Here is a 13902-nt window from a genome sequence, read left to right as displayed (position 1 = left end):
AGTGCATGTCCCCCTCCCGCTGGCCGAACTCTGTCCCTATCTTGGCGCCCGTGAGTTCCCAGCCGATTACCGCCCGCATCGCCGACGGCGTCGCCTCGATTCGTCCCGCGGAATGGGATGCCTGCGCCGGCACCGCCAATCCGTTCGTAGGCCACGCGTTTCTCTCGCTGCTCGAACGCTCGGGATCGGCGACCGCGCGTGCCGGTTGGCAGCCTTTGCCGATCGTGATCGACGGCGCTGGCGGCTGCGCCGCGGGTATCGCGCCGGCCTATGTGAAGGCGCACAGCCAGGGCGAATATGTCTTCGATCACGGCTGGGCCGATGCGTGGGAGCGCGCCGGGGGCAACTATTATCCCAAGCTCCAGGTGGCGGTGCCGTTCACGCCGGTGCCCGGACCCCGTTTGTTGCTGCGCGAGCCGGCACTCGCCCCTTCGCTGATCGCGGCGATCGAGGCGGTGACCGATCAGAACGGGCTGTCCTCGGCGCACGTGACCTTTGTCGAGACGGCGCAATTGCACTGGTTCGAGACCGCCGGATGGCTGGTGCGCGCGGGCACGCAGTTCCACTGGCAGAATCACGATTATGCGCGCTTCGACGATTTCCTCGCCGCGCTTTCCAGCCGCAAGCGCAAGGCGATCCGCAAGGAGCGCGCGGCGGCACTCGAGGGGCTGACCGTCCGCCATCTGACCGGCACCGAAATTACCGAGGCGCATTGGGACGCGTTCTGGGAATTCTATCAGGACACCGGCTCGCGCAAATGGGGTCGGCCCTATCTGACTCGCGAATTCTTCTCGCTGCTCGGCGAGGAGATGGCGGACAAGGTGCTGCTGATCTTCGCCGAACGCGACGGCGTACCGATTGCGGGGGCGCTCAACCTGATCGGCGAGGACGCGCTGTACGGGCGCTATTGGGGCGCTACCGAGGAAGTCCCGTTCCTCCATTTCGAGCTCTGTTATTATCAGGCGATCGACGCCGCGATCTCGCGCGGGCTGGCCCGCGTCGAGGCGGGCGCGCAGGGCGAGCACAAGCTCGCGCGCGGCTATGCCCCGGTGACGACGTGGTCGGCGCACTACATCCCCGATCTGGGCTTCCGCCGCGCAGTGGCGGATTTCCTTCAGCGCGAGCGCGAGGCGATCGAGCGCGAGCAGGAATGGCTGGGCGAGATGACGCCGTTCCGGCGGGGCGGTTGACAGACCTCGCCTCCCTGCAAGGGAGGGGAATTTGTTATTCCACCGGCGAAGGCGACGCCTCGGGCTCGGGCAGGTTGCTGGTGAATTGGCGGCCATCGTTGAGGATGATCTCGCGTTCCCATTTGGGGAGCGGCAGCTCGCCCGGGCGGATGATCGGCGCGGGGACGCTGTGATCCACGCGATAGAGCCCGCTATGGCTGTGATCGTCGATATAGAGGGGCACCAGCCCCTGCAGGAAGCGCTGGTCGAATTGCGGCGGGCGGATCATCCAGACATAATCGAACGCGTCGCGCGGGAAGCGGGTCAGCGCCCAGGCCACCGGGCGCCACCATTCGCGCGGGCACTGGACGTCGGTGACGATCTGCGAGGGATCGTGCGCGAAGCGCTTGGCATCGGTGTAGCGTACCGTCAGCAGCTGCGCGCCGGGCATCGACCATTGATCGTTGGTGTAGGCAAGCTTGCGTTCGAGCGCGAGCGCGGGAACGTGCTGGAGGCGCGTCATCTTCCATTCGTTGTAACAGGTCTCGCCGACGAAGCTGACCAGCCGCGCGCCTTCGGGCAGATGCTCGAGCGCCTTCAGCTCGCGATCATAGGATTTGTCGTAGAGGAAGAAGCTCCACGTCGTCGCGGCGATGCGCGCAGTGAAGAACGCCATGCCGATCGCCGCCACCACCGCCGCGCCGCGCATCGACAGACCCGGCTTGGGGCGGATCGCGATGATCCCGATCGCCATCAGGAACGGCACCAGCCGCATATCGGCATAGGCTGATCCGAACACGATCCGCGGCAGCAGAACATAGACCGCCGCGAGGAACAGGAAGGACAGGCTCAAATTGCGCGAATATTGGAGATTGGGGTCGCGGATCGCCTTGAACAGCAGCAGGAACAGCACGCCGACCGAGGCGATGTCGAACAGCTGCCAGCGGTCGCGGAAGACCTGGACGATCCACATCATCTTGGCGCGCCAGTTGAACCAGTCTGCGGTCTGGCCGGTGACATGGCCGCCGCTGCGCCACATCAGCATCAGCAAGGCGGGCGGCGCCAGCACGAGGCACTGGATACCGGCCTTGAACCAGGGAAGCAGCCATTCGCGGACGAAGCCCTGCCCGCGATTCGCGTCGTGGTGGCGGACCAGTTCGGCCGAGAAAGCGAGTACGCCGAGCACGCCCCATCCGAACGTGTGCGTGATCCAGATCAGCACGGAGATCGGCAGGAATATGAGGCTGCGGAACTGGAACTTGCCGAGCCGCGCGAGCCGCAGCCACCAGCCGAAACCGAGCATCGCCATCCCCATCGACAGCGCGAAATTGACGAAGCCGAAATGGAAGGGGAAGGCATAAGCCAGCGGCAGCGCGAACAAGGCCGTGGCGGGGATGCGGCCATGCACTTCGCGCGCGATCATCAGCAGCCCGGCGACGGTCATCGCGGGGATGGTGATGACGATCAATTTGACCGCGAGTTCGAGCCCGAAGACCTTGGACAAAGGGATGACGAGCAGGTCGACCCCGAGATTGCCCATCAGGCTCCAGTTGAAATTATACCAGTCGTGCAGATGCGGATATTGCGCATAATCGAGCTGGACGCGGTAGCGCCCCATATGCCCCGGCAGATCGACGAGCGGCGGAATGTCGGGCCACAGCAAAGGCACGATCGCCATGAACGTGGCGAGCGCCACGAACCATCGTGTCTGCCACCAATGCAACCTGTCGCCCCGATCCATCGCGCCGCTTTAGTGCGTAGCGCGAGCCTCAGACAAGCGGTGGTTGTCGATCCGGTACAGGATATCGGTACGATTGCGCCACAGCGGCTGCATTCCGGTCGTCAGGCCTGGGTCGAACGGCGGCGGGTTGATCAGCCAGACATAGTCGAAACGATTGCGCGGCAGGCCGGCCAGGGCGGCGTTCATGGTCATGAAATCGGTCTGGAAGGGGCAAGGCTCGAGCAACACCAGCTGCGAGGGGTCGGTGGCATATTTGCCGAGTCCCGGAGCGATCACGGTGATCGGCGTGCTGCCGGCTAGGCGCCACTGATCGTTGGAAAAGGCGGCGCGCCGCGCGAGTGCCAGCCCCGACAAATGGGACTCGCGCCGGTGCGCCCAGGGATCGATGCAATTGGAGCCCACGAACGTCACCAGCCGGGCGCCGCGCGGGATGTGGTCGAGCGCCTCCAGATGCCGGTTCCATTCGCGATCAACCATCCAGAAGCCGACGGTAGTACCCGCCGTACGCACGACGAAGAAGGCGAGCCCGATCATCGCCAGCGTCGCCCGCTCGCGCGCCGGAAAAGCCTCACCGGGCCGGAACGTCAGCAAGGCGAGGATCACCATGAACGGCGCGATCCGCATATCGGCGAAGGCCGAGCCGAAAAGGATGAAGGGCAATAATGCAAAGGCGGCGAGCAGCAGCAGCGACGCGGCGGCAAGGCTCGGCGCGCGCTCGATCCGTCGGTCACGCAGCGCGCGGAAGAGCATGATCGCGATCAGCCCGACCGCGGCTATATCGAATGCCGCCCAGCGATCGCGCAGCGCCATCGCGAGGAAGCCGAGCTTGAGCCTGACCTCGAAGAAGCGGCCCGTGGCGCCGACGCCCTCGTTCGATCGCCAGACGAACAGCAGCGCCATCGGCAACGCCAGCGGCAGGCAGGCGAAGCCCGCCGCGACGGGCGTGATGAGCCAGCCGCGCCCCTGCTGGCGCGCACGCGCCAGTTCGGCGCCGTAGGCCATGATGCCGAGCACGCCCCACCCGACGACATGCGCGAGCCAGATCAGCACCGACAGCGGCACGAACAGCACGGCACGGAGCCCGATTCGGTGCAATCGGCCGAGCCGCAGCCACAAGGCGAAGGCGTTGAGCGCCAGCGCCATCGACAGCGCGTGGTTCACGAAGCCGAACAGGAACGAATAATTGTAAACGAAAGGCAGCGCGAACAATGCCCAGGGCTGAACCCGTCCATGCGCCTCGCGCGAGATCCACAATATGCCGCTGGCGGTGAGACCGGCGGTGGCGAGGATGACGAGCTTGACGGCGATCTCGAGCCCCAACAGCGGAGCGAGGCCCGCGACCAGCAGATCGACACCGAGATTGCCGGCGATGCGCCAATGGAACTGGTACCATTGCGAGAGCACCGCGGCGTCGGTGCCGAGCATCACGCGGTAGCGCGCGATATGGCCGGGAAGATCGGTGAGCGGAGGGACGGCCGGGAGCAGCAGTGGGACGATCGACAGCAAAACCGCCGCCAGCACGAAGGTTCGGGTTTCCCACCAAGCGTTCTGGGTACGGTTCAAGGGCGGGGCTCCAGCGGATTGGAAACGACGGCGAACAGCGCCGGGGCCTCGCCCGGCGGCGAAATCGGCCGCAGCCAGGCCGGCGGCGTGCCGCTGCGTAGCGCGCCGCTCAGTCGGGCGGCATTGCCCGTCCGCGCACCGAGTTCGTCGAAGTCGCCGGGACAGAGCGCGACATAGTCTACCCCCCATTCCCGCGCGATCGGCCGCGCATTCTCGATCGAGCCGAGGAAGAAGCGGTACATCGCCGTGTTGCCGGCACCGTTGCGATGATAGGGCGCGGCGACCACGCGGTGCGGTGTCGCGGAGACGGCCCAGGCGCCGGTATCGATCGACGCCATCAAGGTCCCGGGCGGCAGCGCGGCGAGGCGCGCGAAAGCAGCGGGGCGAGTACAGTCCGGGCTTGCCTGGCCAATGGCGGTCAAGGGAGCGAGCATGTTTCCGGCGATCGGATAGAGCAGCCCGGCGGAGGCGAGCCAGGCCGGAAGCAAGGCGACCAGGCCTTTCGTGCGCGCCCCGGCAATGAGCGCCGCGAGCGCGGGCGCGGCGAGCAGCGCGCCGGCATAAGCCCCGCGAAGCTGGACCGCAGTCAGCGCCAGCGCCGTGGACTGCAACGCGAGGAGCATCAGCCAGCGACCGTCGCGCGAGCAGCGCCACGCCCAGATGCCCGCGCCGATCCCTGCGAGCATGAGCCCGGCATAGCCGATTGCTTGCGAGGCCGGTGCGCCCAATAGCGGCTGCGCCTCGGCGACATTGGCGAGCCAGAGCTGCGCGAGCAGCGGATCGACTTCGCCATAGGGCCGCAGGCAGCCGGGCGCGATCGCCAGCGCACCGGCGATGGCGGCCACGGTGCCGATGAGCGCGGCAATCGATCGCGCGCCCGTTTCTCTCGAGGCGAACCCGAACACGGCCAGTGCCATCGGTACCAGCGCGCCGAATTGCGCAACGCGCCAGAGTTGGCCAGTGAAGCCGTCGCAGCCGGGCCAATTCCAGCCGCTGGTGCGCAACAGGGCGGATGCAGCGGCGAGCGACAGGACCAATGCCGCGGCATAGCCGGCGAGACGTGCCTGACCTTCATGCGCCCCGAAGATCCACCGAACGACGATGGCGCCACAGCCGATCGCGAGCAGAGGCGCGGTTTCCACCCCGATGACGAGCGAGGCCGCGGTGGCGATTCCCGCGGCGGCACCCGCGGCGAGCGAGCCGCCTCCGACCGCCGCCCGCACCACCGCCAGCAGAAGCACCATCTGCAGCCCGTGATGGTCGATCCGGCCCGGCATGAACAAGGTCGTCGCCGGATAGGCGAGCGCCACCAGCACCGCAGCCAGGGGGCCCTGGGCACCCAGAATGCGCGCAATGCGGGCGACGAGCGCCAACGCGGCGGCGAAGAGCAGCATCGGCCACGCGATGACGGCGACCAGTTCGGCGGCATGCGCGCCCAGCAGCGGCGAGAACAGCGCGATCAGCGCGCCAGGCACGAGATCGGGCAGCCGCGACCAATGCATTTCGAGACCCGGCGGCAAGCCGAGCCGATGCTGCGCGAGATCGCCGAACGCCTGCCCGCCCAGCCAATCGCGGATCTGCTGCAGGCGCACCACATCATCGGTATCGGGCAGGCGCAGCGCGGAGAGAGTGGCCCAGCCCTGCACGGTCCAAGCGAGCGTCAGCAGCCCCGCGAGGAGCAGGGCGACGCCAAGGTCGCCCCAATGCCGATCCTGTACATGCGTGGGCATGGCTCCGGCCTAGCCCCGCATGGTTAAGGCGGCGTTAGCCGTCGCGGCGACCTAGCAGCCGCAGCCGCAACGCGTTCAGCTTGATGAATCCCGCGGCGTCGCGCTGGTCGTATGCGCCTTGATCGTCCTCGAAGGTCACGACCTTCTCGCTGTACAGGCTGAACGGCGACTTGCGGCCGGTGACGATGACATTGCCCTTGTAGAGCTTGAGCCGCACGGTGCCGGTCACCTTCTCCTGGCTGTGGTCGATCGCCGCCTGCAGCATCTCGCGCTCCGGCGCGAACCAGAAGCCGTTATAGATCAGCTCGGCATAGCGCGGCATCAGCTCGTCCTTGAGATGCGCTGCGCCGCGGTCGAGTGTGATCTGCTCGATCCCGCGATGGGCGAGATGATAGATGGTGCCGCCCGGCGTCTCGTACATGCCGCGCGACTTCATGCCGACGAAGCGGTTCTCGACCAGATCGAGCCGGCCGATGCCGTGCTTGCGGCCGAGTTCGTTGAGCGCCGTCAGCAAGGTCGCAGGCGACATCGCCTCGCCGTTCAGCGCGACGCCGTCGCCGCGCTCGAAATCCACCGTGATCGTCTCGGGCTTGTCGGGCGCGTCCTCGGGATTGACCGTGCGCGAATAGACATAATCGGGGACTTCGTCCCACGGATCCTCGAGCACCTTGCCCTCGGACGAAGTGTGCAACAGGTTCGCATCGGTCGAGAACGGCGCTTCGCCGCGCTTGTCCTTGGCGACTTCGATCTGGTGCGCTTCCGCGAACTCGATCAGCCGGCTGCGGCTGGTCAGGTCCCATTCGCGCCACGGCGCGATCACCTTGATGTCGGGATTGAGCGCGTAATAGCCGAGCTCGAAGCGGACCTGATCATTGCCCTTGCCGGTCGCGCCGTGGCTGACCGCATCGGCATTGACGAGCTTCGCGATCTCGATCTGGCGCTTGGCGATCAGCGGCCGCGCGATCGAGGTGCCGAGCAGATACAGGCCCTCGTACATCGCATTGGCGCGCATCATCGGGAAGACGAAGTCCTTGACGAACTCCTCCTTGAGATCGTCGATGAAGATGTGCTCGCGCTTGACGCCGGCCATCTCGGCCTTGCGCCGCGCGGGCTCGAGCTCCTCGCCCTGGCCGAGATCGGCAGTGAAGGTCACCACCTCGCACTGATATTCCTGCTGGAGCCACTTCAGGATCACGCTGGTGTCGAGCCCGCCCGAATAGGCGAGAACAACGCGATTGATCTTGTCGGACATGGAATTGCGACTCCGAAGGTACGGGAAACCGGGGCGCTCTAGGGTTCCTGCAACCGCGGCGCAACCATGGTATGACGCGCGGCGGAGGGACCGCGATGGCCGAACTCAAGACCAAACCCACCTCGACAAGCGTCGCCGACTTCATTCAGGCCGCTCCCGATCCGGTTCGCCGCGAAGATGCGAAGGCGCTCGCGGCGCTGATGGCGCACGTGACCGGCGAGGAACCGGTAATGTGGGGGCCGTCGATCATCGGTTTCGGCAGCTATCGCTATCGCTACGAAAGCGGCCGCGAAGGCGAGATGTGCAGGCTGGGCTTCAGCCCGCGCAAGGCCGAGCTGGTCCTCTATGTGCTCAACGCCAGTCCCGAACAGGAAGCGCAGCTCGCCCGGTTGGGCAAGCACAGGACCGGCAAGGGCTGCCTCTACGTCAAAAAGCTCGCCGATGTGGACATGGCCGTGCTCGAGACGCTGGTGCGCGACAAGCTCGCCTCGATGGACGCGCGCTATCCGCGTTAGGCCGACAGCCGCGCCGGCACGTCGGAGGTCTCACGCAAGGCCTGCTCCGCCTCGATCATATAATCGCGCGTGATCGGCAGCGCCGTGCGCGAGCGCGAGAACTGGAGCTGGTAATTGACCAGCCCGCCATTGACGAAGGCGACATAGGACCCCGCGAGATAGAAGGTCCACATCCGGAAGAAGCGTTCGTCGTACAGCGCGACGATCTCGTCCTTCGCGGCGACCGTCCGATCGTACCAGGCCTTGAGCGTATGCGCGTAATGCAGCCGCAGCACCTCGATGTCGGTCGGGAACATGCGCAGTCCTTCATAGCCGCGCGCGATCTCCGACAGCGCGGGGATATAGCCGCCGGGGAAGATGTACTTCAGTGTGAATGCGTCGGTGACGCCGGGGCCGCCGGCGCGCCCGATCGTGTGGAGCAGCATCACGCCCTCGGGCGTGAGCAACTCGCGGCACTTGTGAAAGAAGGTGCGGTATTGCGGCGTGCCGACATGCTCGAACATGCCGACCGAGACGATCCGGTCGAACTGGCCGGTCATCTCGCGATAGTCGATCAGCTCGAAGCGGACCTTGCCGTGCACGCCGCGCTCGGCGGCGCGCTCGCGGGCGACCTTGAGCTGCTCTTCCGAAAGCGTGATGCCGACGACTTCGGCGCCGGTCTTCTCGTGGAGATAGAGCGCCATCCCGCCCCAGCCGCAGCCGATATCGAGCACGCGCATGCCGGGCTCGATCGCCAGCTTGGCGGCGATGTGCGCCTTCTTGTCGAGCTGGGCCTGTTCGAGGCTGTTGGCCGGATCGGTGTAATAGGCGCAGCTATATTGCCGGTCGGCGTCGAGGAAGAGATCGTAGAGCCGCCGCGACAGATCGTAGTGATGCGCGACGTTGCGCTTCGCGCGGCGCGCCATGTTGTAGCGGCCGATGCGGTGGGCGATGGTGTTGGCGAGGCGGGCAAGCGGCTTGGGATCGAGCGCGGCCGTCGCGTCTTCCCAGCGATTGTTGCTCGTCATCAGCACGAGCAGGTCGAGGATGTCCCCCTGCTCGATCGTCAGCCGGCCGTCCATGAAGCATTCGGCGGCGCCCAGGCTGGGATCGCGCAGAATCGCCGCCGCGGCGCCGCGCGCGAACCGTATCGTGACCGGCTTGAGGTGCGGATCGGGCTCGCCGAAGCTGCGGCTGGTGCCGTCCGCATGGAAAACAGTGAGAAGCCCGCGCTTCACAGCGCGCGTAAAAAACGTATCGATCAACGCCATAGGCCGTACCCGTCAACAGCCCCCACCGCCTCTTAAGTTAGAAGCGTAACGACTTTCTGCAATGCGGAAAATGCCCGATCAGATGCCGGCGTACCATTCATAGCCGTTCGAATCCTCCCAATAGCCGCCTTTGCCCGCGCCGATCCCGGCGAGGCTGGCGACGGCTTGGATCCGCATGATATACTTCGCCTGCTTGTAGCCGAGCTGCCGCTCGACCCGGAGCCGGACCGGCGCGCCATGACCGACCGAGAGAGTCGCGTCGTTCATTGCCCAGGCGAGGATCGTCTGGGGGTGGAACGCGTCGATCAGATCGATCGATTCGTAGAAGGGCGTGCCGCCGAAGCGATCGGCACAGTGGAAGACGATGTAGCGTGCGCTGTCGCGGATTCCGGCGAGCTGGAGCAGGGTCTCCAGCCGCGGCCCCTGCCACTTGCCGATCGCGCTCCAGCCCTCGACGCAATCGTGCCGGGTGATCTGCGCACGCTGCGGCAGCGACTGGATTTGCGCGAGGCTGAGGCTGAGCGGGCGCACGACGAGGCCGTCGACCGCCAGCCGCCAGTCGGCGAAGCGGTTCGCTGCGAGCGCGTTGTACTCGGGCGTGTTCGGATTGGCCGTCCCGTTGACGCGGAAGATCGGGCTGCGCTGCTCGGGACGGAACTGGCGGGCGAGCGCGGCGCGGCCGTTGATCGAGCGCTGCAGAAACCGATGCGCATCCTCGGCGCACATCAGCACCGGGCTGTCGGTGAGCGAATCGCAGCCCGCGAGCAAAGTCGCGCCGGTCCCGACGAGGAGGGTGCGCCGGGTAATCACGAAGGATCCTCGGGCACGCGCCACCAGCCCGTGACCATCGATCGCACTTCGTTGATCGGCCCGGCCAAGATGACCAGCGTCAGGTGCACGACGATGAACAAGGTCATGCACGCCATCGCGATGAAATGGATCGAGCGCGCCGACTGGCGCCCGCCGAACAGGTCCGCCAGCCACGGCCACATGCCCGGCGAGATGGCGAGGCCCGAGGCGATCAGCAGCGGGAGCAGCACGAAGATCACCCCGGCATAACTCGCTTTCTGGAAGATGTTGTACGCGCCCGGATTGGCGGGATCGTGGAAGCGCAATGCGAGATGCGCCTTGAAGTCCGCGGCGAGGTGGCGCGGCGCCAGTTCGGCCCCCCGAATCCGCAGGTCGCGCTGGATGTGCCGGCTGATCAGCCCGAACAGCATGTACGCCAGCAGCCCGAAGCCGAGCACCAAGGCGAAGAACAGATGCCAGTGCCGCGCGCCGGCGAGGCTGTAATGGCTCGGGATCGTCACCCAGCCCGGGAAGCGCGGCAGCTCGAGCCAGGCATGGTCGAAATTGGCGCCGTACTGCCCCCAATAGAGCCGCGGATGCGCGTTGAAGATCATCAGCCCGCTGGGAATCAGGATCAGGATCGCGAGCGCGTTGATCCAGTGCCAGATCCGCGTGAACAGCCGGTGTCGATAGATGCGCTTGGTCACGGCCGCATTATGCCGAGGACGCATCGCGCGCGCCAGCGGCAAAGCCCCCTGATCCTCCCCCGCCAGGGGGAGGTGGCGCCGAAGGCGACGGAGGGGGAGGGAAGCGACCCACTCGCCGTCGTGCTTCCTCCCCCTCCGCCATGCTGCGCATGCCACCTCCCCCTTGCGGGGGAGGATTGGGAACTCAACCGTACGCGCGCACGAAGAAGACGATCGTCGTGGCGCCGGTCACCAGCAGCGTCCAGGCGCGGACCATGCCGGGCGAGAGCCGCTTGCCGATCACTGCGCCGAGCCAGCCGCCGGCGATCGATCCGACCAGCATCGGCAGGCACGCCCACCACCAGACCATCGCGAAGCCGATGAAGATGAACGCCGCGGCGAAATTGGCGACCGCCAGCATCAGCGTGCGGATCGCGAACAGCTCACGCGGGCGGATATTGGCGAGCAGGCCATAGACCGCAGTGGTGATCAGCCCGACGCCCCCGCCGAAATAGCCACCATAGATGCCGAGGAACGCCTGCGTGATCAGCAGGGTCGGCCGCCCGATCGTGACGCGGGCGTGGAGCCAGTCGGCCGCGCGCTTACCGAACACCATCACCGCGAAGGCGAACAACAGCAGCCACGGGATGAGTATGTCGAACGTCTCGCTCGGGGTGAGCACCAGCAACAGGCTGCCGACCAGCCCGAACGCGAAGGTGATCACCGCAAGCAATTTGACCGACATGCCCGCCACCGGCCCCAACTCGTCGCGATACGCCCAGGCGCTGGTCCCCGCGCCAGGCAGCAAGGCGACGTTCGACGTGGCGTTGGCGATATTGGCGGGAAGCCCGAGCGCGATCAGTGCGGGCAAGGTCGCAAACGTGCCGCCGCCGGCAAGCGCGTTCATCGCGCCGCCGACGACGCCGGCAAGCGCGGCGAGCGCCAGAGCTGCGGGATCGATCATGCGCGCTCCTTACCGTGGCGCGCCGCCTTGTCGAGTGACCAAAGGCCGGGCAAACCCTGCTGCAATAGCCGGCGGCACAGGGGGAACGCGCTTGAGAATCGAGGCATGGATCGCATGCGCGCTGGTCGCGATGTCATCGACACCCGCCGTCGCCCAGTCCGGACAGTGGCAAGTCGACGTCGCACCCGCGCAATGCCGGCTCAGCCGGAACCTCGCCGGGGCGGAACCCGCCGCGATATCGATCCAGACGGTTCCCGGTAGCGACGCCTATCAGCTGACGCTGGCGGGCCCCGGCCTTCGCGGCATCGCGGGTTCGCAGATCGAGCCCGCCGAACTGGTCTTCCCGGACGCGGACAAGATCGCGGTATTCGCGCGCGCCGCCCGTCTCGATGGCGCGCTTTCGACCGCCGTACAGATGGGCGGCATCGGACCGGAGCTGCTCGATCGGCTCGCCGGCGCAAGCACGATCGCGTTGCGACGGCGCAACCGCGAAAGCGGCCCCCTCGCGCTGGCCAGCGCGGCGAAGGCGGTGGCGGCGCTTCGCCGATGCAACGCCGACCAGCTCATCGAATGGGGTGCCGATCCCGCGCAGTTCCAGCCGGGAGGGGCGATGCCGGTCGCGCTCACCCCGCGCGAAAAGTGGCTGACCAACAGCCAGCTCGTCGGTCTCACCGGCGGACGATCGGAGATCGACGCGCTGCTCAAGGTCGGCGTCGCGACGGACGGCACGATCGACAGCTGCGACGCGATCAACGACGGCGGCAACCCCAGGCTGCCCAAATCGGCCTGCGCACCGGTAAAGGGCCGAAAGCTGTTCGCGCCTGCCCGCGCGCCCGATGGCAACGCGGTGCGGAGCGTCGCAACCTTCTCGATCCAGCTGATCAGCCGGCCGAACCTCTAGTGGGGCGTCAGCCCAGCGCCGCCTGCTTCTCTTCGGCCTGGCGGTCCAGCTCGGCACGGCTCTTCTTCTCCGACGCGGTCTTGAGCTGTCCGCAGGCGGCATCGATGTCGCGCCCGCGCGGGGTGCGCACCGGCGCCGAATAGCCCGACTCGAAGAGGATGCTCGAGAAAGCGCGGATCCGCTCGGGGGTCGAGCATTCGTACGGCGCGCCCGGCCAGGGGTTGAACGGGATGAGGTTCACCTTGGCCGGCAGCTGATACTTCCTGATCAGTCGGACCAGTTCGCGCGCCTCGTCGTCGCTGTCGTTCTTGTCCTTGAGCATCACATATTCGAAAGTGATCCGCCGGGCGTTGTTGGCGCCGGGATAATCGGCGCAGGCCTGGAGCAGCTCCTCGATTCCGTATTTGCGGTTGAGCGGCACGATCTCGTCGCGCACTTCCTTGGTCACTGCGTGGAGCGACACTGCGAGGTTGACGCCGATCTCCTCGCCCGCGCGCGCCATCATCGGCACGACGCCCGAGGTGCTGAGCGTGATCCGGCGCTTCGACAGCGCGAGCCCGTCGCCGTCCATGACGAGCTTGAGCGCATCGCGGACATTGTCGAAATTGTAGAGCGGCTCGCCCATGCCCATCATCACGATGTTGGTGAGCATCCGCCCCTCGGGCTGGCTCGGCCATTCGCCGAGCGCGTCGCGCGCGAGCATCACCTGCCCGACGATCTCGCCCGGCAGCAGGTTGCGCACCAGCCGCATCGTGCCGGTATGGCAGAAGCGGCAATTGAGCGTGCAGCCGACCTGCGACGAGACGCACAAGGTCCCGCGGTCCGCATCGGGGATGAAGACCATCTCGTAATCCTGGCCGTCGTCCGATCGGAGCAGCCATTTCCGGGTCCCGTCGGTCGAGACCTGCGCCTCGACGACTTCCGGTCGCGAGATCACGAAGCGTTGCTCGAGCCAGGGCTGCATCGCTTTCGAGATGTCGGTCATCAGCGCGAATTCGGTGACACCGCGATTGTATATCCAGTGCCAGAGCTGCTTGGCGCGCAGCTTCGCCTGTTTCGGCTCGAGCTGCGCGGTCTCCAGCGCCATGCGCAAATCGGCCTTCGAAAGGCCGAGCAAGTCGATGCGGCCGTCGGCGCGCGGCTTGAATTCCCGCGGAACGGGCACGGGATCGATGTGCCCCGGAATGGGCATGAGGGCGGCCGACTCTGTCTGCATGGCAGCGCATCTAGTCGATTTCGCGCGCGAATTCCACTCCCAGTGGCGAATCCCGCCGGAATGGAACTGCTCCATCCCGCTTCTGCCACGCCGCGTCGCGGAGCGGTTGCCGCGGCGGGACCCCGC

The 13902-nt window shown here is 66.6% G+C and carries 12 protein-coding genes; 3 read left to right on the top strand and 9 right to left on the bottom strand.

Features of this window, described 5'->3' with window-relative positions; all coding sequences use genetic code 11:
- Positions 1–5: 5 nt before the first annotated feature.
- On the top strand, positions 6–1190 hold the full coding sequence (locus BR78_RS0117435) for a GNAT family N-acetyltransferase (RefSeq protein WP_443027683.1): 1185 nt from the start codon (positions 6–8) through the stop codon (positions 1188–1190).
- A 34-nt stretch (positions 1191–1224) separates the two neighbouring features.
- Here the strand turns inward: BR78_RS0117435 and BR78_RS0117430 are convergent, their stop codons facing one another.
- The 4 genes from BR78_RS0117430 to BR78_RS0117415 are packed head-to-tail and all read right to left on the bottom strand — an operon-like array spanning position 1225 to position 7455.
- A complete protein-coding gene (locus BR78_RS0117430; RefSeq protein ID WP_231478303.1) occupies positions 1225–2910 on the bottom strand; it encodes a hypothetical protein in 1686 nt (561 codons plus the stop codon).
- A gap of 9 nt (positions 2911–2919) precedes the next feature.
- Positions 2920–4473, bottom strand: a complete 1554-nt coding sequence (locus BR78_RS0117425) for a hypothetical protein (RefSeq protein ID WP_029937222.1) — start codon at positions 4471–4473, stop codon at positions 2920–2922.
- Positions 4470–6203: a hypothetical protein gene (locus tag BR78_RS0117420; RefSeq protein ID WP_025587205.1), complete on the bottom strand. Its 1734-nt coding sequence runs from the start codon at positions 6201–6203 to the stop codon at positions 4470–4472. The genes BR78_RS0117425 and BR78_RS0117420 overlap by 4 nt, the downstream gene beginning before the upstream one ends.
- A gap of 34 nt (positions 6204–6237) precedes the next feature.
- Entirely contained in the window at positions 6238–7455 is a 1218-nt protein-coding gene (locus BR78_RS0117415) for an argininosuccinate synthase (protein ID WP_025587207.1), read from the bottom strand.
- A gap of 95 nt (positions 7456–7550) precedes the next feature.
- Between BR78_RS0117415 and BR78_RS0117410 the strand changes: the two genes are divergently transcribed.
- Positions 7551–7970, top strand: coding sequence for a DUF1801 domain-containing protein (locus BR78_RS0117410; protein WP_025587208.1), 420 nt, complete (start codon positions 7551–7553; stop codon positions 7968–7970).
- On the opposite strand, the gene BR78_RS0117405 is transcribed toward BR78_RS0117410, so the two are convergent.
- From BR78_RS0117405 to BR78_RS0117390, 4 genes are all read right to left on the bottom strand, one after another.
- Positions 7967–9220 (bottom strand): SAM-dependent methyltransferase, encoded by a 1254-nt coding sequence (locus tag BR78_RS0117405; protein ID WP_025587210.1) that lies wholly within the window; start codon positions 9218–9220, stop codon positions 7967–7969. The two genes, BR78_RS0117410 and BR78_RS0117405, sit on opposite strands and share 4 nt — an antisense overlap.
- A gap of 78 nt (positions 9221–9298) precedes the next feature.
- Positions 9299–10030, bottom strand: coding sequence for a molybdopterin-binding protein (locus BR78_RS0117400; RefSeq protein ID WP_025587212.1), 732 nt, complete (start codon positions 10028–10030; stop codon positions 9299–9301).
- Positions 10027–10740 carry a cytochrome b/b6 domain-containing protein gene (locus tag BR78_RS0117395; RefSeq protein ID WP_049810754.1) on the bottom strand — a complete coding sequence of 238 codons (714 nt, stop codon included), beginning with the start codon at positions 10738–10740 and terminating at the stop codon, positions 10027–10029. Before BR78_RS0117395 ends, BR78_RS0117400 begins: the two co-directional genes overlap by 4 nt.
- 160 nt (positions 10741–10900) lie before the next feature.
- Positions 10901–11659: a sulfite exporter TauE/SafE family protein gene (locus tag BR78_RS0117390; protein ID WP_025587215.1), complete on the bottom strand. Its 759-nt coding sequence runs from the start codon at positions 11657–11659 to the stop codon at positions 10901–10903.
- A gap of 91 nt (positions 11660–11750) precedes the next feature.
- Here BR78_RS0117390 and BR78_RS0117385 point away from each other — a divergent pair, with 91 nt between their 5' ends.
- Positions 11751–12560, top strand: a complete 810-nt coding sequence (locus BR78_RS0117385; protein WP_025587216.1) for a hypothetical protein — start codon at positions 11751–11753, stop codon at positions 12558–12560.
- Positions 12561–12567: 7 nt separating this feature from the next.
- Here BR78_RS0117385 and rlmN read toward each other — a convergent pair whose 3' ends face one another.
- On the bottom strand, positions 12568–13776 hold the full coding sequence (rlmN, locus tag BR78_RS0117380) for a 23S rRNA (adenine(2503)-C(2))-methyltransferase RlmN (RefSeq protein WP_025587217.1): 1209 nt from the start codon (positions 13774–13776) through the stop codon (positions 12568–12570).
- Between the last annotated feature and the right edge of the window lie 126 nt (positions 13777–13902).

Source organism: Sphingomonas sp. UNC305MFCol5.2 (genome assembly GCF_000712135.1).
In the GTDB taxonomy this organism is placed as follows: domain Bacteria; phylum Pseudomonadota; class Alphaproteobacteria; order Sphingomonadales; family Sphingomonadaceae; genus Sphingomonas.
Note: the sequence above shows the minus strand (reverse complement) of the source record. Positions and strands in the feature narration are given on the sequence as shown.

Coding starts and splice junctions, on each gene's coding strand:
- BR78_RS0117435 (WP_443027683.1), top strand. CDS start 6: ATGTCCCCCTCCCGCTGGCCGAACTCTGTCCCTATCTTGGCGCCCGTG.
- BR78_RS0117430 (WP_231478303.1), bottom strand. CDS start 2,910: ATGGATCGGGGCGACAGGTTGCATTGGTGGCAGACACGATGGTTCGTG.
- BR78_RS0117420 (WP_025587205.1), bottom strand. CDS start 6,203: ATGCCCACGCATGTACAGGATCGGCATTGGGGCGACCTTGGCGTCGCC.
- BR78_RS0117415 (WP_025587207.1), bottom strand. CDS start 7,455: ATGTCCGACAAGATCAATCGCGTTGTTCTCGCCTATTCGGGCGGGCTC.
- BR78_RS0117410 (WP_025587208.1), top strand. CDS start 7,551: ATGGCCGAACTCAAGACCAAACCCACCTCGACAAGCGTCGCCGACTTC.
- BR78_RS0117405 (WP_025587210.1), bottom strand. CDS start 9,220: ATGGCGTTGATCGATACGTTTTTTACGCGCGCTGTGAAGCGCGGGCTT.
- BR78_RS0117395 (WP_049810754.1), bottom strand. CDS start 10,740: ATGCGTCCTCGGCATAATGCGGCCGTGACCAAGCGCATCTATCGACAC.
- BR78_RS0117390 (WP_025587215.1), bottom strand. CDS start 11,659: ATGATCGATCCCGCAGCTCTGGCGCTCGCCGCGCTTGCCGGCGTCGTC.
- rlmN (WP_025587217.1), bottom strand. CDS start 13,776: ATGCAGACAGAGTCGGCCGCCCTCATGCCCATTCCGGGGCACATCGAT.